This window comes from Pseudonocardia sp. ICBG1142 (assembly GCF_020496255.1).
Lineage (GTDB): Bacteria > Actinomycetota > Actinomycetes > Mycobacteriales > Pseudonocardiaceae > Pseudonocardia.
Window position 1 is genome coordinate 800,606 of record NZ_JAHLJC010000031.1, and the last position, 19,359, is coordinate 819,964.

Consider the following 19,359-nt stretch of genomic DNA (forward strand, 5'->3'; position numbering starts at 1 on the left):
GGGAACGGTGGGGTCGGCGGTCATGCCACGTCCTCCTCGGCGGCTCGGGTGGTCGGGGTGGCGGCGCCGGGTCGGCCGGGGCCTCGACCGGCCTGGGACAGGTACAGCCCCGGCGGGAACGGGGCGGTGGCCGGCCCCGCGCCGTGCTCGGCCGGGTCGGCCTCGTCGGCGGGGCATCGCCCGCGCAGCACGCGCTGCTCGGTGACCTCCCGCAGCCGGTCCAGCAGCGGTACGGGGGCGGTGGTCAGCGGGTGAGTGCCGGCGGCGAGCACGTCGCAGGCCAGCGGGAACAGCGCGGCCGCCGCGGCGGCGAGCCCGGGGTGGTCCAGCCCGTCGCGGGCGGCGGCGACCCACTCGTCGCGGACCGGCTCGCACAGCTCCCGGACCCGGTCGACGACGGTGTCGGTGGTCAGCGCGAGCAGGACCGCGGCGGGCAGCGCCCAGTCCCCGCCGGCCTGGCCGTCGACGTAGCGCACCTCGAGGTAGCCCTGCGGACGGACCGGCGGGAACAGGGTCGAGACGTGGTAGTCGAGGTCGGCCAGTGTCGGCGGCCGGTCGAGGACCCCGCCACGGACGCGGCCGGACACCCAGTCGGCGAAGGTGACCCCGGGCGGTACCGACCAGGTTCCGGTGCCGCGCACGCACAGCAGCGGGGTGGTGACCACCCGGCGCGCCCACGCCGCGGCCGGGTCGGTACCGGACGCCGCGATGGACGGCGGCGCGGTCCGCGAGGGGTCCAGGCTCAGCCAGCACGCCTGCCGGGAGGACTTCCAGCCGGTGCGGCGGCCGTGCTGCACCGGCGAGTTCGCGAACGCCGCGAGCAGCACCGGACCGAGCTCGTGCAGGACCGCCCAGCGGTCGGCGATCCCGGCGGCCGGGCCGGCGTCCACGCTGACCTGCACCGCGGCCGTGGAGCACATGCCGCTGCGGCCGTGCGGGCCGACGCCGTCGAACACGCACTCCATGGCCGCGTAGCGCGGCAGGTCCAGCAGCCGCCGGGCGGGCCGGACCGGGTCGGCGGCGCGGTCGTGCGGGCGCAGGCCGTACTCGGCGAGCAGTCCGTGGAGGTGGGCGGAGTCGGCGGCGAGGGCGCCGAGGAGGGCCTCGAGCGAGCCGGCGGGAGCGCTGGAGATCTCGATCTGGCCGCCCGGCTCGACGGTCACGGTGCCGCCCGCGGGGAGCGGGGCCGCGTGCGAGGCGGGGTCCAGGGAGGCCGGGCAGTGCGGGCCGAGCGCGGCACGCACGGCGCCGAGGTCGACCGGGTCGGCCGGGTGACCGGGTCGGTGGAGCATCCATTCGATCTCGACACCGGCCAGGGTCGGGGGGCCGTGTTTGAAGCAGACCGACGCCACGTAGGCCTCGGCCTCCCCCACGCTGCGGAGCACACCGTCGGTGCTCTGGTGGTCCAGGGTCACCAGGTCGACGCTACCCCCGACGTGTGACACCCGCACGCGATGAAATCGTGGTCCGCGGGACCGCGGGTGACCGGCGGCACGACCGTCCCCCCATGCAGGACAAGCGTACGGAATACTGGGGGCATGCCCCGTGTCAGCACCGACCAGCTCGCCGCGCGCCGGCAGCAGATCCTCTCCGGTGCCCGGACCTGCTTCGCCGACCACGGCTACGAGGGCGCCACCGTGCGGCGGCTCGAGGAGTACACCGGGCTGTCCCGTGGCGCGATCTTCCACTACTTCCGGGACAAGGAGGCGCTGTTCCTGGCCCTGGCCGAGCAGGACGCCACCCGGATGGCCGACGTCGTCGCCGAGCAGGGCCTGGTGCAGGTCATGCGCGACCTGCTGCGCGACGGATCGGACCGCAGCTGGCTGGGCACCCGCCTGGAGGTCTCTCGGCGGCTGCGCACCGAGCCGGAGTTCCGGGCCCGCTGGCAGCAGCACTCCGGTGCGCTGACGGCCGCGACCCGGGCGCGGCTGGAACGCCAGGCCGCGGCCGGCGCCCTGCGCGACGACGTGCCGGTCCCGGTGCTCGCCCAGTACCTGGAGCTGGTGCTGGAGGGGCTCGTGTCGCACCTGGCGATGGGCCTGCCCGCCGATGACCTCGGCCCGGTGCTCGACCTCGTGGAGAACGCCGTCCGCGCGCCGTTGATGCGCTGACCGCCCGCGGCCAGCATGATCGGCGCCATGCCGTTCCCCTTCCACCCCGCGAGCGACGACCCCGTGCCGGCCGCCGTCCGCGGGTTCGCCCGGGCCCACGCCGACCTCGTCGTCCTGCACGAGGACCCGATCCACCTGGTCGCCCGCGATCGGGCACCCGGCAGGCGGGTCGGGCTGGTCTCCGGTGGGGGGTCCGGTCATGAGCCGCTGCACGCCGGGTTCCTCGGCCGCGGGATGCTCGACGCCGTCGCCCCCGGCCCGGTGTTCACCTCCCCGCACAACAAGGCCGTGCTGCACGCCTCCCGGGCCGCCGCCGGCCCGGACGGGCTCCTGCACGTCGTCAAGAACTACACCGGCGACCGGATCAACTTCGGCATCGCCGCGGAGCGGCTGCGGATGGAGGGCGTCGACGTCGCCCGGGTCCTCGTCGACGACGACCTCGCCACCGACGGGCTCGACACAGCGACCGGGCGGCGCGGGACCGGAGCGACCGTCGTCGTCGAGAAGATCCTCGGGGCCGCCGCGGACACCGGCGCCAGGCTCACCGAGCTCGCGACGCTCGGCGCGGACGTCGCCGCCGCCTCGCGCAGCCTCGCCGTCGCCTCCCGCGCGCAGACCTCGGCCCGCACCGGGGAGCCCGCGTTCGCCCTCGACGGGCAGCTCGACTACGGCGGCGGCATCCACGGCGAGCGGGCACGGCGTTCGGTCGACCGGCCGCCCACCGAGGAACTCGTCGACCGGATGCTCGACGAGATCGTCGCCGGCCTGCCCGCGGGCCCCGACCAGGTCGTCCTGGTCGTCAACGGCATGGGGGGCACGGCGCTGCTGGAGCTGTACGTGCTCGCCGAGCTGGCCGCCGTCGCGCTGGAGGCGCGCGGGCTGGAGCGGGTGGGCCTGCTCGTCGGCACCTTCGTGCCCGCCCTGGACATGGCCGGATTCTCCCTCACCCTGACCCGGATGCGCCCGGAGTGGACGGACCTGTGGTCCGCCCCCGCCCGGACGGCCGCCTTCCCCCGGACGGAGACCTCATGACGGGCCAGCGGATCGACCAGGACGCCGTGCTGGCCCGGTTCGCCCGGGCCGTCGAGGACGGTCACGGCGCGCTCACCGACCTCGACCAGCACTCGGGCGACGGCGACTACGGGGACAACCTGCGTGCCGGGGTCCGGCTGGCCGTCGCGCTCGCGGAGCGCGGTCCGCAGCGCGGTTTCGGCGCGCTCGGCGAGGTCTTCCTCGACGAGGTCGGCGGCACCAGCGGCCCGCTGCTGGGCCTGCTGTTCTCCGAGATCGCCCGCGCGCTGTCCTACGGCTCGGCCGACGCGGCCGCGTTCGCCGCGGGCGCCCGGGCCGGGCTGACCGCGATCCAGCGGGTCGGCGAGGCCGAGGTGGGCGACCGGACGATGGTCGACGCGCTCGCCCCCGCCGTGACCGCACTCGACCGTGCGGGGTTCGCCGCGGCGGCGGCCGCGGCCCTCGACGGCGCCGAACGGACCGCGGAGCTCGCGGCCCGGCACGGCCGCGCGTCCTACGTCGGGGAGCGCGCGAAGGGCGCACCGGACCCCGGCGCGGTCGGCGTCGCGCTGCTGTTCGCGGCGGTCGCCGCGGTCGCCGAGCCCGACGCCGAGGTGGCGGACCCGCTGGCCGGGCGGACCTGAGTCCCGTCCCCGCGGGCCGTTCAGCTCGCGGTCGCGGCCGGGAGGAACTGGGTGCGGTAGAGGGTGGCGTAGCGGCCGTCGGCGGCCAGCAGCTCGTCGTGGGTGCCGGACTCGACGACCCGACCGCCCTCCAGCACCGCGATCCGGTCGGCCGCCCGCACGGTGGACAGCCGGTGCGCGATGACGATCGCGGTCCGCCCCACCAGCGCCTCGGCCAATGCCTCCTGCACCGCGGCCTCGGACTCGGAGTCGAGGTGGGCGGTGGCCTCGTCGAGGATCACCACCCGCGGGCGGGCCAGCAGCAGCCGGGCGATGGTCAGGCGCTGGCGCTCGCCGCCGGAGAGCCGGTAGCCGCGCTCCCCCACCACCGTGTCGAGGCCGTCGGGCAGCGTGTCGAGCAGGTCGCCGAGCCGGGCGCGCCGCAACGCGTCGACCATCTCGTCGTCGGTGGCGGCGGGTGCGGCGTAGCGCAGGTTCCCGGCGATGGTGTCGTGGAACAGGTGCCCGTCCTGGGTGACCATGCCGACGGCACCACGCAGCGTGGCGAACGACAGGTCCCGCACGTCCACCCCGGACAGCTCCACCGAGCCGGAGTCGACGTCGTAGAGCCGGGGGACCAGCGAGGCGAGCGTCGACTTCCCGGCCCCGGACGACCCGACCAGGGCCAGCAGGCCACCGCCGTGGACGTGCAGGTCGACGCCGTGCAGCACCTCAGCGTTGACCCGCTGGTCGAGCACCGCGACCTCCTCCAGCGAGGCCAGGGAGACGTCCGTGGCGCTGGGGTAGGTGAATCGGACCCCGCGCAGGGCCACGTCGACGGGGCCGTCGGGCAGCGGGGCCGGATCGGGCCGCTCGGTCAGCATCGGGCGCAGGTCCAGCACTTCGAAGACCCGCTCGAAGGCGACCAACGCGGTCATGACGTCGACGCGGGCGTTGGCCAGCGCCGTCATCGGGGTGTAGAGCCTGCTCAGCAGCAGCCCGAGCGCGACGACGGTGCCCGCCGGAATCGACCCGGTCACCGCGAGGTAGCCGCCGAGACCGTAGATCATGGCCTGGGCCAGCGCGGACACCAGCTGCAGCGCGGTGACGAACAGCCGCGACACCATCGCCGACCGGACACCGATGTCGCGCACCCGCGACACCTGGCCGCGGAAGACGGCGGCCTCGGAGTCGGGGTCGCCGAACAGCTTCACCAGCGTGGCGCCGGGTGCGGAGAACCGCTCGGTCATCTGGTTGCCCATGGTGGCGTTGAGCTCGGCGGCCTCGCGGCGCAGCTCGGCGAGCCAGGTCCCCATCCGCCGGGCCGGGAGCACGAACACCGGCAGCAGCAGCATCGCCAGGACGGTGACCTGCCAGGCCAGCCCGATCATGACCGCGACGGCCAGCACGAGCTGGATGCTGTTGGACAGCACGGTGGACAGGGTGCCGGTGATGGCGGTCTGGGCGCCGATCACGTCGTTGTTGAGCCTGCTGACCAGCGCCCCGGTCCGGGTGCGGGAGAAGAACGCCAGCGGCATCGACTGCACGTGGCGGAACACCGCCACCCGCAGGTCCTCGATCAGGCCCTCACCGAGCCGCGCGGAGAACCAGCGTCCGGTGAGCCCGACCACCGCCTCCAGGACGGCCATCCCGGCGATCGCCCCGGCGATCACCATCACGACGCGGGCGGCGTCGGGCAGGTGGTTCGCCGCGACGATCGTGTTGACCACGCGGCCGGCCAGCACCGGCGTGGCGACCCCGATCACCGCGGTGACGGTGGTCAGGGCCAGGTAGGACAGCAGCCAGCGGCGGTAGGGCCGGACGAAGCCCCAGATCCGGGGCCAGGTGCCCCGCGCGATGGAGCCACGGCGGATGGACGTCGAGTCCGCCCCCCGGATGACCCCGCGCATCAGGGTGAGCGGGCGATCCAACGGTGTTCCCCTTCGCCGGTGGTGGACGGCGAGGGTTCACGTTACGGCGCGCGCGGCGGGCGGGCGCGGCGATCACGCGTCCGGCGGCCCGGGGCCGGGCACACGACCGACCCGGGACACACGACGACGCCGCCCCGGGCCGCTTCTCGACCCGGTCGGCGGCGCCGACGAGAGAGCTACTTCTTCTTGGTGCGGGTGGCGCCGCCGCGCCCGCGCAGCGTCACACCCGTCTCGGACAGGACCCGGTGGACGAATCCGTACGACCGCCCGGTCTGCTCGGCCAGCGAACGGATGCTGGCGCCCTTCTCGTACTTCTTCTTCAGGTCGGCGGCGAGTTTGCCCCGCTGCGTCCCGGTGATCCGGGCGCCCTTCTTCAGCTCGGCCATCGGCCCTCCTCATCCCCTCCGCGGATGCCCCCGCGGATCGCCGCATCAGCCGCGACGATCAGGTCATGATGATCCAGTTGACGATTTATGACCAGATCGCGGAAAACGCGATCGGCGAACGGTTACCCCGAACGGCTCAGCACCGCGAGCACCGTTCGACGGCGTCGTCCGTCGGGTGGCGCAACGAACCACCCGTCGGGACCGGCCGAGGAGGTCGCCGCGGCCGCCCGCGACACGTGCCGGACACGTCCGATGATCGTGGTGGTCCGGTCGGGTGATCACCGCGGCGTGCGGTGACCGGTCAGGCGAGCTGGACCAGTTCCAGGTAGTCGGCCGACCAGTGGTCCTCGGTGCCGTCGGGCAGCACGATCACCCGGTCCGGCTCCAGCGCCTCGACCGCGCCCGGGTCGTGGGTGACGAGCACGACGGCGCCCTCGAAGCGGCGCAGCGCGTCGAGCACCTGCTCGCGGCTGGCCGGATCCAGGTTGTTGGTCGGCTCGTCGAGCAGCAGCACGTTCGCCGCCGAGGACACCAGCCCGGCCAGGGCGAGCCGGGTCCGCTCACCGCCGGACAGTGTCCCGGCGGGCTGCTCGAGCTGCTCCCCGGAGAACATGAACGACCCGAGCAGGGTCCGCAGCTGCTGCTCGGGGGCGTCCGGGCTGGCGTGGCGGATGTTGTCCCAGACCGAGGCGTCCATGTCGAGCGTGTCGTGCTCCTGGGCGAAGTAGCCCCGGCGCAGCCCGTGGCCGGGGACGACACCGCCCGAGTCGGACTCCTCGGTGCCGGCCAGGATCCGCAGCAGCGTCGTCTTCCCGGCACCGTTGAAGCCCAGCACCACGACCTTCGACCCGCGGTCCACCGCGAGATCCACCCCGGTGAAGACCTCCAGCGACCCGTAGGCCTTGGACAGGTTCTCCGCGGTGAGCGGGGTCCGCCCGCAGGGCGCCGGGGTCGGGAACCGGATGTGCGCGACGCGGTCGGCCTGACGCTCGTCGTCCAGGCCGGCGAGCAGTGCGTCGGCGCGGCGGGCCATGTTCTTCGCCGCGACGGCCTTGGTGGCCTTCGCACCCATCTTCGCGGCCTGCATGTGCAGTGCGGACGCCTTCTTCTCAGCGTTGGCCCGCTCGCGGCGACGACGCTTCTCGTCGGTGGCGCGCGCCTCCAGGTACCGCTTCCAGTCCATGTTGTACTGGTCGGCCTCGCCGCGGGTGGCGTCGAGGAACCAGACCTTGTTCACGACCGCGGCCAGCAGCTCGGTGTCGTGGCTGATCACGACGAGCCCGCCCTCGTGCGACTGCAGGAACCCGCGCAGCCAGGTGATCGAGTCGGCGTCGAGGTGGTTGGTGGGCTCGTCGAGCAGCAGCGTGGTCGCCGACTGCGACCCGCCGTCGGAGGCCGCGAACAGGATCCGGGCCAGCTCCACACGCCGACGCTGACCGCCCGACAGCGTCCGCATCGGCTGGGCGAGCACCCGCTCGGGCAGTCCCAGGTGGGTGCAGATCCGCGCGGCCTCGGACTCCGCGGCGTAGCCGCCGAGGGCGGAGAACCGCTCCTCGAGCCGGCCGTACTCGCGGATCGCCTTGTCGGTCGCGGCCGGGTCGGCCAGCTCGGCCATCGCCGTCTGCGCCTTCTCCATCTTCGCGAGCAGCACGTCCAGGCCGCGGGCCGAGAGCACCCGGTCCTTCGCCGTCACCGACAGGTCGCCCTCGCGCGGGTCCTGCGGCAGGTAGCCGACCGGGGAGTTCGCGGTCCGCTGCCCGGAGTACGGCTCTCCCTCACCGGCCAGCACACGCATCGAGGTGGTCTTGCCCGCGCCGTTGCGCCCGACCAGACCGATCCGGTCGCCGGGCTGCACCCGCAGGGTCGCACCGGAGAGCAGGATGCGGGACCCGGCACGCAGTTCGAGGTCGGTCGTGGTGATCACGTGAAAGAGCTCCAGACGGAGGACGAGGAGTGACGCTGAGAGGACCGGATGCGGGCACACCTGTGCCCGGGAGCCGGTCTACTCGATCAGGATCACGCGGCCAGACTACCGGCCGGGTCCACGGTGTTTCCCACGTAGGGTCGTTCCCCATGACCGATCTCACCTCCCTGGCCGGTCGGGCGGCGCTGGTCACCGGCGCCTCACGGGGCATCGGCCACGGCGTCGCGGCCGCGCTGCTGGCGCGCGGCGCGTCGGTGACGATCACCGGGCGGCACGCCCCCGAGCTCGACGCGGCGGCGGCCGGTCTCGCGGCAGCCGCGGGTGTCGACGCCGGGCGGGTGCTGGCCGTCGCCGGCAACGCCGGGGACGCGGCGCACCGGGCCGCTGCGGCGGAGGCGACGGTGGCGGCGTTCGGCTCGCTGGACGTGCTGGTCAACAACGCCGGGATCAACCCCCAGCACGGGCCGCTGGTCGAGGCCGACCTCGATGCCGTCCGCAAGATCCTCGACGTCAACGTCGTCGCCGCGCTCGGGTTCGTCCAGCAGGCGCACCGGGTCTGGATGGGCGCGCACGGCGGCGCGGTCGTCAACGTCGCCTCGGTCGCGGCGCTGCGCGCCACCGGCGTCATCGGCGCCTACGGGGCGTCGAAGGCGGCGCTGCTCACCCTGACCGAGGAGCTGGCGGGCCAGCTCGGCCCCGACATCCGGGTCAACGCCGTCGCCCCCGCCGTGGTGCGGACGCGGTTCGCCGAGGCGCTCTACGCCCGGGACGAGGCGTCGGTCGTGGCGGGCTACCCGCTGGGGCGCGTCGGGGAGCCGGCGGACGTCGCCGAGGCGGTCGCGTTCCTCGTCTCCGACGCCGCGTCCTGGGTCACCGGCGCCACCCTGCGGATCGACGGCGGCAGCCTGTCCGCCGGGCGGCACCGGCAGGACCCGCGGTGACCGGGACGGCCGGCGGGGCCGCGGCGCCGCAGCCCTCGGGCACGACAGCGCTGCCCTCGGGTGCCCCCGGGCCGACGGTGGCAGACGTGCTGGTGCTCGGCGGCGGGCCGGCCGGGCGTGCACTCGCCGCGGCGTGCGCGGAGGCCGGGCTGCGCACCGCGCTCGCCGACCCCGCCCCGGAACGGGCGTGGACGGCGACCTACTGCGCGTGGCCCGAGGAGCTGCCGCCGCACCTGCCGACCACGACGGTCGCGGCCCGGCCGGAGGCCGTGGCCGTGCTGCCCGGCGGCGGCAGGCGCGCGCTGGGCCCGTACGCGGTGCTGGACACCTCCGGGCTGCGCGCCCACCTCGACGCCCGGCTCGCCGGGGTCACGGTGCTGCCCGGCCGCGCCGCCGCCGACGACGTCCGGCCCGACGGCCACCGGTACCGGGTGCGGCTGCACGTCCCGGGCGACCGGGGCGGGCGCATCGACGGCGAGAGCAGCGGCACCGACGACGACGGCACCAGCGGCGACGGCAGCGGCAGCGAGACAGCCCCGGAGGACGACCCGACGCGGCTCGTCGACGCGGCACTGGTCGTCGACGCGACCGGGGCGCCGTCGCGCCTACGGCCCGGCCAGGCGGGCGGGACCGAGCAGACCGCCTGGGGGGTCGTCGTCGACGAGCGGGCGGCCGCACCGGTGGTGCGGCCCGGCGAGGCCGTCTTCATGGACTGGCGCTCCCCCGGCCCGCACCGGCCCGGGTGGACGGACTGGCCGACGTTCCTCTACGCCGTCCCCTACGGCGACGGCACCGTCCTGCTGGAGGAGACCTCCCTCGCGCGACGGCCGGGGCTGCCGCTGCCCGAGCTGCGCGACCGGCTCGCGGCCCGGCTCGCGGGGGCCGGCGTCACCGTGCCCGACGGCGCCCCCGTCGAGCGGGTGCGCTTCCCGGTCGACACCCCGCGCGGTCCGCGGCACCCCGTCGGGTTCGGGGCGGCGACCCCGCTGGTGCACCCGGCCACCGGGTTCAGCGTCGCCCCCGCGCTCGGGCTGGCCCCCCGGCTGGCCGCGGAGCTGGCCCGGCACCTGCCGCACGATCCCGCCGCCGCGACGACGGCGGCCCGGCGGCTGCTCTGGCCCCGGTCGGCCCGCGCGGTGCACCGGCTGCGCCGGCACGGGCTGCGCACCGTGCTGGAGATGCCGCCGCACCTCGTGCCGGACTTCTTCGACGCGTTCTTCGCCGGGCGCAGCGGACGCGCGTTCCTCACCGGCCGCGACGACCTGACCGGCACCCTCGCCGGAATGGCCGGGGTGTTCCGGGCCGCTCCGCCGGCCGTGCGTACGCGCATGCTGCGATCAGCTGCCGCATTCCACCCGAACGGGCGATGACGGGAGGGACTCGGGACAAGTTGATCGGATACAACGTAGTAACGTCGTCGCACGCGGTGACGCCGGCCGCATGCCCGGCGACGCGCGACCGTTCCCCCGGGAGGCACCTGTGTCCGCATACCAGACCATCGTCGTCGGCACCGACGGCTCGGCGACGTCGTTCCTGGCCGTCGAGCGCGCCGCCGGGGTGGCCGCCGACAGCGGCGCGAAGCTGGTCATCGTCTCCGCCTACACCCCGGCCAGCCGCGAGGACACCTCGGCCGCGGAGGACGCGCTGAAGGACGAGGCCTTCCTCGTCACCGGCTGGACCCCCGCCGAGGAGGCGCTGCGCGAGGCCGCCGACCGGGCCGCCGCCGTCGGCGCGAAGGACGTCTCGACCTTCGCCGAGGACGGCGCCCCGGTGGACGTGCTCCGCAAGGCCGTCAAGGAGCACCGCGCCGACCTCCTCGTGGTCGGCAACCGCGGTCTGAACACGTTCTCCGGGCGGCTGCTCGGCTCGGTGCCCGCCGACGCGACCCGCCGTGCCGGCGTGGACGTGCTCGTCGTGCACACCACCTGATCGCGTGAGGTCCGAGCCCGGGTCGTCCCGCCCCCTGCCCGATCCCGCCTCGATCGACTGGAGCGAGGTCGACGACGGGGCGCTGGACGAGCTCATCCTGGGCGTGCCCCGCGAGTTCACCCGCGACGAGCTGGTGGAGGCCGCGGGGCTCGACCCGGAGGAGTCGGGGCGGCTCTGGCGGGCGCTGGGGTTCACCGACTCCGAGCCGGGTGACCGCGTCTACACCCGGGCCGACCTCGAGGCCGCCCGGATGGTCACCCGGCTGAGCCGGGAGTGGCTGCCCGAGACGGTCGCCCGCGAGGCCGTCGCCCGGGCGCTCGCACAGTCGATGTCCCGGCTCGCCGAGTGGCAGATCGGGATGCTCGCCCAGGTCGCCGCCGCGCACCTCGGGGAGCTGACCCCGCGCGACGCGGCGCGGCTCGCCGCCGAGGTGATCCCCGACCTGGAGGCGCTGCAGTCCTACGTGTGGCGGCGCCACCTCGCGGCGACGGCGTCGCGCTGGGTCGCCGGGGTGCAGCGCCGCGACGTCGCCGACACCTGGCCGCTGTCGGTCGGGTTCGCCGACATGGTCGGGTTCACCCGCACCACCCGCCGTCGCAGCATGGACGAGCTCGGCGAGATGATCGAGCGTTTCGGGGCCGTGACCAACGAGGTCATCGCGAACGGCCGGGGCCGGGTGATCAAGACCGTCGGCGACGAGGTGCTCTTCGTGACCGAGCACCCCGCCGACGCGGCGGCCATCGCGCTCGGCCTGCGGGACCGGGTCCGGACAGAGCCGTCGCTGCCCCTGCTGCGGATCGGTCTCGCGCACGGCATGGTGCTCGCCCGCTACGGCGACGTCTACGGCGAGGTCGTCAACGTCGCGGCCCGGCTCACCTCCGAGGCGCGCCCGGACACGGTGCTCGTCGACAAGGAGATGTACGACGCGCTGCGCGACGACCCGCGCTTCGACCTGCGGCGGATCGCGACCCTGCACACGCGCGGCTACTCCCACCTGCGGGCCTGGGCGCTGCGCGGGGCCCGCGAACGCTGACCGTGTCGACCCGGTTCACCTGGTTGATTCAGTTGACCTGAACCCGGGTCGAGGTGACAGCCTCGATCACCATGACGAGCACGACGGGCAGCACGACGAGCACGGTGACCACTTCGGTCGCCGCGTACCTCGACCTCGTCGGGGTCGACCGGGCGACACCGGACCGGGCGCTGCTCGACCGGCTCGTGACCGCGCACGTCGCGACCATCCCGTTCGAGAACCTCGACCCGTTCACCGGGGTCGAACCGCCGACCACCGCCGACGGTGTCGCGGCCAAGCTGGTGCACGGGCGGCGCGGCGGCTGGTGCTTCGAGCACAACCGGCTGCTGCACGACGCCCTGGCCGACCTCGGTCTGCGGGTGACCCCGCTGGTCGGGCGGGTCCGGCTGGGCCTGGCCGCCGAGGACCCGCCGACCGAGCGCACCCACCGGCTGACCCTCGTCGACACCGTGGAGGGCCGCTTCACCGTCGACGCCGGGTTCGGCTCGACGGTGCCGACCACCGCGCTGCGGCTCGTCGCCGGGCTCGAGCAGCCGACCCCGCAGGCGACCTACCGCTACGCCCGCGGCGACCACGGCAGCTGGGTCCTGCAGCGGCGCGGCGGCGACGGTGGCTGGGCCGACCAGTACACCTTCGACCTGGCCCCCGCACCGGACATCGACTTCGCGATGGGCTCCTGGTACCTGACCCACCACCCGGGGTCGCACTTCCGGACCGGGCTCGTCGCCGCGCGCACCACCCCGGAACGCCGGACCACCCTGGACGGGACCCGGCTCACCGTGCGCACCGCCGACCGCGCCGCGCAGCGGCACGACCTCACCTCCCCCGCCCGGGTCCGGGACGCGCTGGAGACGTACTTCGGCATCGACACCGGCGGCGTCGCCGGGCTCGAGGACCGGCTGCGGGAGGTCTACTTCCCGTGAGACGACGACGGGCCGGACCCCCGGATGTCGGGGATCCGGCCCGTCGGGTCGGTACGGGTCCTCAGACCCGGAAGCCGAGGGCGCGCAGCTGCTCGCGGCCGTCCTCGGTGATCTTCTCCGGGCCCCACGGCGGCATCCAGACCCAGTTGATCCGGACGTCGTCGACGAGGCCGCCGCCGGGACCGGCGGTGAGCGCGGAGCGGGTCTGCTCCTCGATCACGTCGGTCAGCGGGCAGGCAGCCGAGGTCAGCGTCATGTCGATGACCGCGGTACCGCCGTCCCGGTCGATGCCGTAGACGAGGCCGAGGTCGACGACGTTGATGCCCAGCTCGGGGTCGACGACGTCCTTCATCGCCTCCTCCAGGGCCTCCAGGGTCGCGCCGTCACCGGCGTCGGCCCGGGCGGGCGGCTCGGGCATGCCCGCCGCCCCGCGCACCACGTCCTCGGAGGTGCTCTGTTCGGTGGTCTCGCTCATGCCGGACTCCCCTCGGAGTTCTCGATGCTGGCGTCGGTGCGGCTCACCGCGTCCTTGAATGCCATCCAGCCCAGGAGAGCACACTTGACCCGCGCCGGGTACTTGGCGACGCCGGCGAAGGCCACGCCGTCGCCGATGACGTCCTCGTCGGGCTCGACCTTGCCGCGTCCCTGGGCCATCTCCTGGAACGAGGCCATGATCTTCCACGCCTCGCCGACCGACTTCCCGGCGACCAGGTCGTGCAGCACCGACACCGAGGCCTGGCTGATCGAGCAGCCCAGCGTCTCGTAGGAGACGTCGGTGACCACGGCACCCTCGGGACCGTCGTCGACCTTGACCCGCAGCGTGACCTCGTCCCCGCAGGTGGGGTTCACGTGGTGGGTCTCGGCGTCGTAGGGCTCGCGCAGGCCGGACCCGTGCGGGTCGCGGTAGTGGTCCAGGATGATCTCCTGGTACATCTGCTGCAGCTGCACGTCACACCGTCCCGAAGAACGTCTGGGCGGCGCGCACCCCGTCGGCCAGCGCGGTGACCTCGTCGAGCGTGTTGTACACCGCGAACGACGCGCGGGCACTGGCCACGATGCCGAAACGCCGGTGCAGCGGCCACGCGCAGTGGTGACCCACGCGGATGGCGACGCCGGCGTCGTCGAGCACCTGGGACAGGTCGTGGGCGTGGATGCCGTCCACGACGAACGACACCGCTCCCCCGCGCTCGCCGGGCGTGGCCGGACCGACGATGCGCAGCCCGTCGATCGCCGACAGCTGCTCGAGGGCGGCCGCGGTCAGCGACGCCTCGTGCGCGGCGACGGCGTCCATCCCGATCGCCTCGAGGTAGTCGGCCGCGGCGCCGAGGCCGACGGCCTGCGACGTCATCGGCACCCCGGCCTCGAACCGCTGCGGGGGCGGGGCGTAGGTCGCGCCCTCCATCCGGACGGTCTCGATCATCGAGCCACCCGTGAGGAACGGCGGGAGCGCCTCCAGGAGCTCCCGGCGGCCGTAGAGGACGCCGACCCCGGACGGCCCGAGCATCTTGTGCCCGGAGAAGACCGCGAAGTCCACCCCGAGCCGGTGCAGGTCGACCGGCATGTGCGGCACCGACTGGCAGGCGTCGAGCACGGTGAGTGCCCCGACCGCGGCGGCGCGGGCCACCAGCTGTGCGACCGGCGCGACGGCACCGGTCACGTTCGACTGGTGGGTGAAGGCCACGACCCGCGTCCGGTCGGTGAGCTCGAGCGAGTCGAGGTCGATCCGGCCGTCGTCGGTGACGGAGTACCAGCGCAGGGTCGCGCCGGTCCGCCGGCACAGCTCCTGCCACGGGATGAGGTTCGCGTGGTGCTCCAGCTCGGTGACCACGATCTCGTCACCGGGGCCGAGCGCGAACCGCTCGGAGGCGGCGTCGAGCCCGGTCCGGACCGAGGCGTTGCCGAGGCCGTAGGCGACCAGGTTGACGCCCTCGGTCGCGTTCTTGACGAACACGACCTCGTCGTCGTTCGCACCGACGAACGCCGCGATGCGTGCCCGGGCGGACTCGTAGGCGTCGGTGGCCTCCTCGGCGAGCTGGTGCGCGCCCCGGTGGACGGCAGCGTTGTGCCGCTCCAGGAACGTGCGCTCGGCGTCGAGCACCTGGCGCGGCCGCTGGGAGGTCGCGCCGGAGTCGAGGTAGACCAGCGGCTTCTCCTCGCGCACGGTGCGCGCGAGGATCGGGAAGTCCGCCCGGATCCGGGCCACGGCGTCGGCGTCCAGGCCGGCCGTGGTTCCGGTTCCGTGGGTGAGGGTCATGTCAGGCCGATGCCTTCTGCGCAGCCTTCTGGTCCGCTGCACTCGCCTGGGTGAACCGGACGTAGCCGTTCTTCTCGAGCTCGTCGGCCAGCTCCGGGCCGCCGGACTCGACGACGCGGCCGCCGGCGAACACGTGCACGCGGTCCGGCTTGATGTGGTTCAGGATCCGCGTGTAGTGCGTGATCAGCAGGACGCCGGTCTCGCCGCCGGAGCGGTACCGGTTCACGCCCTCGGACACGACGCGCAGGGCGTCGACGTCGAGGCCGGAGTCGGTCTCGTCGAGCACGGCGAACTTCGGCTTCAGCAGCTCGAGCTGGAGCACCTCGTGGCGCTTCTTCTCACCGCCGGAGAAGCCCTCGTTGACCGAGCGGTCGGCGAACTCCGGGGAGATGTCGAGGCCGGCCATGGCCTCCTTGACCTCCTTGACCCAGGTCCGCAGCTTCGGCGCCTCGCCGCGGGTGGCGGTGGCCGCCGAGCGCAGGAAGTTCGCCATCGACACGCCCGGGACCTCGACGGGGTACTGCATGGCCAGGAACAGCCCGGCCCGCGCCCGCTCGTCGACCGACATCTCCAGGACGTTCTCGCCGTCGAGGAGCACCTCGCCGCCGGTGACGGTGTACTTCGGGTGCCCGGCGATGGCGTAGGCCAGTGTGGACTTGCCGGAGCCGTTCGGCCCCATGATCGCGTGCGTCTCGCCCGCGCGGACGGTGAGGTTCACGCCGCGCAGGATCTCCTTGGGACCGTCCTCGGCCGTCTCGACCGAGGCGTGCAGGTCCTTGATCTCCAGAGTGGACATCTGTGGTGGTCGCTCCGTATTCGGGAAGGGTGTGGGATCAGACGCCGGTCAGGGCGAGCTCGGCCTCGACGGCCGCTTCCAGTCGCTCCTTGAGCTCCGGCAGCGTGATCTTGTTGAGGACCTCGCCGAAGAACCCGCGGACGACGAGGCGGCGGGCCTGGTCCTCGGGGATGCCGCGGCTGCGCAGGTAGAACAGCTGCTCGTCGTCGAACCGGCCGGTGGCGCTGGCGTGGCCGGCGCTCACGATCTCGCCGGTCTCGATCTCCAGGTTGGGCACGGAGTCGGCGCGGCAGTGCTCGGTGAGCACCAGGTTCCGGTTGAACTCGAAGGTCTCGGTGTTCTCGGCGGCGGCCCGGATCAGCACGTCGCCGATCCACACCACGTGCGAGGAGTCCTTCGTGAGGCTCTGCAGCGCGTTCTTGTAGAGCACGTTGCTCTTGCAGTTCGGCACCGCGTGGTCCACCAGCAGGCGCTGCTCCAGGTGCTGGCCGGCGTCGGTGAACCCGAGGCCGATCAGCTCCGCGTCGCCGCCGGGGCCGGCGTAGCGCACGGTCGAGGAGACCCGGACCAGGTCGCCGCCGAGCTGTACGGTCGTCCCGCGCAGCGTGGCGTCGCGGCCGACCGAGTAGTGCTCGGCGCCCACGTGCACGGCGTCGTCGGCCCGCTCCTCGGTGACGACCAGGGTCAGGTGCGAGCCGTCCGCGAGCACGACCTCGGTGTTGTCGGCCAGCACGCCCGAGCCCCGGTGCACGACGACGACCGTCGCCTGCGTGTGCGGGGTGGTGCGGATGTGCAGGTGACCGGCCGCGGAGACGCCCTCGCCGGGGCCCTCCACGGTGATCGTGACCGGCTCCACCTTCTCGCCGTCCAGGGTCACGACGGTGGCCTCGGCGAAGCCGGACCACGCGGCGGCGGCGACCCGGTCGAAGGGCGTGCCGCCCTCACCGAGACGGGCGTCGTCGCGGCCGACGGTCTCCACCGTGACCCCCGCGGCCTCGGTGACCGTGACCACGGGCGAGCCCTGCAGGTCGGCCGACCCGTCGTGCAGGCCCTTGAGGCGCCGCAGCGGGGTGAACCGCCAGTTCTCCTCGCGGCCCCCGGGGACCTCGAACGCCTCCACGTCGAAGGACTGGAAGCGCTCGCCGGCCGAGGCGATCGGGACCTCGCCCTGCCCCTCCTTGGCGCCCTCCAGCTCGGGCGCGAGGCCGGCAACGTCACTCGTCGTCATCCGACGGAACCCTCCATCTGCAGCTCGATCAGCCGGTTCAGCTCCAGCGCGTACTCCATCGGCAGCTCGCGCGCGATGGGCTCGACGAACCCGCGCACGACCATGGCCATGGCCTCGTCCTCGGTCAGACCGCGGCTCATCAGGTAGAAGAGCTGGTCGTCGGAGACCTTGGAGACGGTGGCCTCGTGCCCCATCGACACGTCGTCGTTGCGGATGTCGACGTAGGGGTAGGTGTCGGAGCGGGAGATCGTGTCGACCAGCAGCGCGTCGCACTTCACCGTGGACCGGGAGTTGCGTGCGCGCGGGTTGACCTGGATCAGGCCGCGGTAGGACGTACGGCCGCCGCCACGCGCCACCGACTTCGACACGATCGTCGAGGAGGTGTTGGGCGCGAGGTGGACCATCTTGGCACCGGCGTCCTGGTGCTGGCCCTCGCCCGCGAACGCGATCGAGAGGACCTCGCCCTTGGCGTGCTCGCCCATCAGCCACACGGCCGGGTACTTCATGGTCACCTTGGAGCCGAGGTTGCCGTCGACCCACTCCATGGTCGCGCCCTCCTCGGCCTTGGCGCGCTTGGTGACCAGGTTGTAGACGTTGTTCGACCAGTTCTGGATCGTGGTGTAGCGGCAGCGGCCGCCCTTCTTGACCACGATCTCGACGACGGCCGAGTGCAGCGAGTCGGTCTTGTAGATCGGCGCGGTACAGCCCTCGACGTAGTGCACGTAGGCACCCTCGTCGACGATGATCAGCGTCCGCTCGAACTGGCCCATGTTCTCGGTGTTGATCCGGAAGTAGGCCTGCAGCGGGATGTCGACGTGCACACCCGGCGGGACGTAGATGAACGAACCGCCGGACCAGACCGCGGAGTTCAGGGCGGAGAACTTGTTGTCACCGGACGGGATGACCGAGCCGAAGTACTCCCGGAACAGCTCCGGGTGCTCCTTCAGCGCGGTGTCGGTGTCCAGGAAGATGACGCCCTGCTGCTCGAGGTCCTCGCGGATCGAGTGGTAGACGACCTCGGACTCGTACTGCGCGGCGACACCGGAGACCAGGCGGGCCTTCTCGGCCTCGGGGATCCCCAGCTTGTCGTAGGTGTTCTTGATGTCCTCGGGCAGGTCCTCCCAGGTGGCGGCCTGCTTCTCCGAGGAGCGCACGAAGTACTTGATGTTGTCGAAGTCGATCCCGGACAGGTCGGAGCCCCAGCGCGGCATCGGCTTCTTGCCGAAGATGTCGAGCGCCTTCTGCCGGAATTCCAGCATCCACTCGGGCTCGTTCTTCAGGCGGGAGATGTCGGCGACGACGTCGGAGGACAGGCCACGCTTCGCGATGGAGCCCGCCTCGTCGGAGTCGGCCCAGCCGAAGTCGTACCGGCCGAGCGCCGCGATCGTCTCCTCCTGCGTGAGCTCGGTGCGCACATCAGGAGTGGTCGTCATAAGGACTGCCTCCCTTTCGGGGACCGTGGTGGTGGGAGCTGCGCGGTACCCGCGGCTCCCCTGTCCCGTACCCGCGCGAGGAGTTCGGGATCCTCGAGCGGCACGTGTGTGGTGCACGCGGCGTCGCCGCGGGCGATCGTGGCCAACCGCTGCACGTGCGTGCCCAGCAGATCGGCGAAGGCACGCGTCTCGGCCTCGCAGAGCTCCGGGAACTCGGTGGCCACGTGGGCGACCAGGCAGTGGTGCTGGCACAGCTGCACCCCGAACCCGCCGCGCCGGGTCTGTGCGGCGTAGCCGCGGGCGCTGAGCACCCGGGCGAGCGCCTCGACCCGCTCCGCGGGCTCCGCCGGAGCGGTCACCGCGTCGAGGTCGGACCCGAGCAGCTCGCGCACCCGGTGCCGGGCGAAGGCGTCGACCGCCTCCTCCCCCGCCGTGTCGGCGAGGAAGCGCAGAGCCTGGGTGGCCAGGTCGTCGTACCCGTGCCCGAACCGGACCCGGCCCGTGTCGGTGAGCAGGTACTCCCGGGCCGGACGACCCCGGCCCCGCGGCCGGGCGGACCGGGCCGGGGCCCGGGCCTCCGCCTCGCCGTCGACGATCAGCGCGTCGAGGTGCCGGCGCACGGCGGCCTCGGTGAGCTCCAGCTCGGCCGCCACGACGGCGGCCGTGACCGGACCCTGCTCCATGAGCACCCGCGCCACGAGGGCACGGGTACCCGTCCCGGATCCGGCGGGCACCACGGCGTCGCCCGCGACGCCGTGCCCGCAGGCAGGGTCGTCGAGGCGCCGCGGCGCTGTCCGGTCCGTTTTCACAACACCAGTGTTGCGTATATCGGTCGG

The 19,359-nt window shown here is 73.7% G+C and carries 19 protein-coding genes; 8 read left to right on the plus strand and 11 right to left on the minus strand.

Annotated features, from left to right (window positions below):
* Nucleotides 1–20: 20 nt before the first annotated feature.
* Nucleotides 21–1,415 (minus strand): ergothioneine biosynthesis glutamate--cysteine ligase EgtA, encoded by a 1,395-nt coding sequence (gene egtA, locus KPL59_RS27995; protein ID WP_226362548.1) that lies wholly within the window; start codon nt 1,413–1,415, stop codon nt 21–23.
* Between the two features lie 123 nt (nt 1,416–1,538).
* Here egtA and KPL59_RS28000 point away from each other — a divergent pair, with 123 nt between their 5' ends.
* The 3 genes from KPL59_RS28000 to KPL59_RS28010 are packed head-to-tail and all read left to right on the plus strand — an operon-like array spanning nt 1,539 to nt 3,766.
* A complete protein-coding gene (locus tag KPL59_RS28000) occupies nt 1,539–2,111 on the plus strand; it encodes a TetR/AcrR family transcriptional regulator (protein WP_020625434.1) in 573 nt (190 codons plus the stop codon).
* Between the two features lie 27 nt (nt 2,112–2,138).
* Nucleotides 2,139–3,143 carry a dihydroxyacetone kinase subunit DhaK gene (locus KPL59_RS28005; RefSeq protein WP_226362549.1) on the plus strand — a complete coding sequence of 335 codons (1,005 nt, stop codon included), beginning with the start codon at nt 2,139–2,141 and terminating at the stop codon, nt 3,141–3,143.
* Nucleotides 3,140–3,766, plus strand: coding sequence for a DAK2 domain-containing protein (locus KPL59_RS28010; protein ID WP_075311737.1), 627 nt, complete (start codon nt 3,140–3,142; stop codon nt 3,764–3,766). Before KPL59_RS28005 ends, KPL59_RS28010 begins: the two co-directional genes overlap by 4 nt.
* A gap of 20 nt (nt 3,767–3,786) precedes the next feature.
* Here KPL59_RS28010 and KPL59_RS28015 read toward each other — a convergent pair whose 3' ends face one another.
* From KPL59_RS28015 to KPL59_RS28025, 3 genes are all read right to left on the minus strand, one after another.
* Entirely contained in the window at nt 3,787–5,655 is a 1,869-nt protein-coding gene (locus KPL59_RS28015; protein WP_226362845.1) for an ABC transporter ATP-binding protein, read from the minus strand.
* 197 nt (nt 5,656–5,852) lie between these two features.
* Nucleotides 5,853–6,062 (minus strand): helix-turn-helix domain-containing protein, encoded by a 210-nt coding sequence (locus tag KPL59_RS28020; protein ID WP_010240451.1) that lies wholly within the window; start codon nt 6,060–6,062, stop codon nt 5,853–5,855.
* Between the two features lie 301 nt (nt 6,063–6,363).
* Nucleotides 6,364–7,986 carry an ABC-F family ATP-binding cassette domain-containing protein gene (locus KPL59_RS28025; protein ID WP_226362550.1) on the minus strand — a complete coding sequence of 541 codons (1,623 nt, stop codon included), beginning with the start codon at nt 7,984–7,986 and terminating at the stop codon, nt 6,364–6,366.
* Nucleotides 7,987–8,135: 149 nt separating this feature from the next.
* Here KPL59_RS28025 and KPL59_RS28030 point away from each other — a divergent pair, with 149 nt between their 5' ends.
* The 5 genes from KPL59_RS28030 to KPL59_RS28050 all read left to right on the plus strand — a co-directional run bounded on the left by KPL59_RS28030 (nt 8,136) and on the right by KPL59_RS28050 (nt 12,812).
* Nucleotides 8,136–8,927 carry an SDR family oxidoreductase gene (locus tag KPL59_RS28030; protein WP_226362551.1) on the plus strand — a complete coding sequence of 264 codons (792 nt, stop codon included), beginning with the start codon at nt 8,136–8,138 and terminating at the stop codon, nt 8,925–8,927.
* Nucleotides 8,924–10,297 carry a lycopene cyclase family protein gene (locus KPL59_RS28035; RefSeq protein ID WP_226362552.1) on the plus strand — a complete coding sequence of 458 codons (1,374 nt, stop codon included), beginning with the start codon at nt 8,924–8,926 and terminating at the stop codon, nt 10,295–10,297. Before KPL59_RS28030 ends, KPL59_RS28035 begins: the two co-directional genes overlap by 4 nt.
* Before the next feature lie 109 nt (nt 10,298–10,406).
* Complete coding sequence (locus KPL59_RS28040; RefSeq protein ID WP_020624268.1) at nt 10,407–10,856, plus strand: universal stress protein; 450 nt, start codon at nt 10,407–10,409, stop codon at nt 10,854–10,856.
* A 4-nt stretch (nt 10,857–10,860) separates the two neighbouring features.
* Nucleotides 10,861–11,889, plus strand: a complete 1,029-nt coding sequence (locus tag KPL59_RS28045) for an adenylate/guanylate cyclase domain-containing protein (protein ID WP_226362553.1) — start codon at nt 10,861–10,863, stop codon at nt 11,887–11,889.
* A 71-nt stretch (nt 11,890–11,960) separates the two neighbouring features.
* Entirely contained in the window at nt 11,961–12,812 is an 852-nt protein-coding gene (locus tag KPL59_RS28050; protein ID WP_226362554.1) for an arylamine N-acetyltransferase, read from the plus strand.
* A 61-nt stretch (nt 12,813–12,873) separates the two neighbouring features.
* Here the strand turns inward: KPL59_RS28050 and KPL59_RS28055 are convergent, their stop codons facing one another.
* Genes KPL59_RS28055 through KPL59_RS28085 form a run of 7 tightly spaced genes read right to left on the minus strand, consistent with a single transcriptional unit; the run spans nt 12,874 to nt 19,332 of the window.
* Nucleotides 12,874–13,287 carry a metal-sulfur cluster assembly factor gene (locus KPL59_RS28055; protein WP_226362555.1) on the minus strand — a complete coding sequence of 138 codons (414 nt, stop codon included), beginning with the start codon at nt 13,285–13,287 and terminating at the stop codon, nt 12,874–12,876.
* A complete protein-coding gene (sufU, locus tag KPL59_RS28060) occupies nt 13,284–13,760 on the minus strand; it encodes a Fe-S cluster assembly sulfur transfer protein SufU (RefSeq protein WP_020624272.1) in 477 nt (158 codons plus the stop codon). Before sufU ends, KPL59_RS28055 begins: the two co-directional genes overlap by 4 nt.
* A gap of 1 nt (nt 13,761) precedes the next feature.
* The gene (locus KPL59_RS28065; RefSeq protein WP_226362556.1) at nt 13,762–15,066 is read right to left on the minus strand and encodes a cysteine desulfurase; all 1,305 of its coding nucleotides are present in this window, start codon (nt 15,064–15,066) and stop codon (nt 13,762–13,764) included.
* A gap of 1 nt (nt 15,067) precedes the next feature.
* On the minus strand, nt 15,068–15,862 hold the full coding sequence (gene sufC, locus KPL59_RS28070) for a Fe-S cluster assembly ATPase SufC (RefSeq protein WP_226362557.1): 795 nt from the start codon (nt 15,860–15,862) through the stop codon (nt 15,068–15,070).
* 37 nt (nt 15,863–15,899) lie between these two features.
* Nucleotides 15,900–17,090, minus strand: a complete 1,191-nt coding sequence (gene sufD, locus KPL59_RS28075) for a Fe-S cluster assembly protein SufD (protein ID WP_226362558.1) — start codon at nt 17,088–17,090, stop codon at nt 15,900–15,902.
* Nucleotides 17,087–18,523, minus strand: coding sequence for a Fe-S cluster assembly protein SufB (sufB, locus tag KPL59_RS28080; protein WP_043278714.1), 1,437 nt, complete (start codon nt 18,521–18,523; stop codon nt 17,087–17,089). The genes sufD and sufB overlap by 4 nt, the downstream gene beginning before the upstream one ends.
* Complete coding sequence (locus KPL59_RS28085) at nt 18,520–19,332, minus strand: helix-turn-helix transcriptional regulator (RefSeq protein ID WP_374111674.1); 813 nt, start codon at nt 19,330–19,332, stop codon at nt 18,520–18,522. The genes sufB and KPL59_RS28085 overlap by 4 nt, the downstream gene beginning before the upstream one ends.
* Nucleotides 19,333–19,359: the final 27 nt, after the last annotated feature.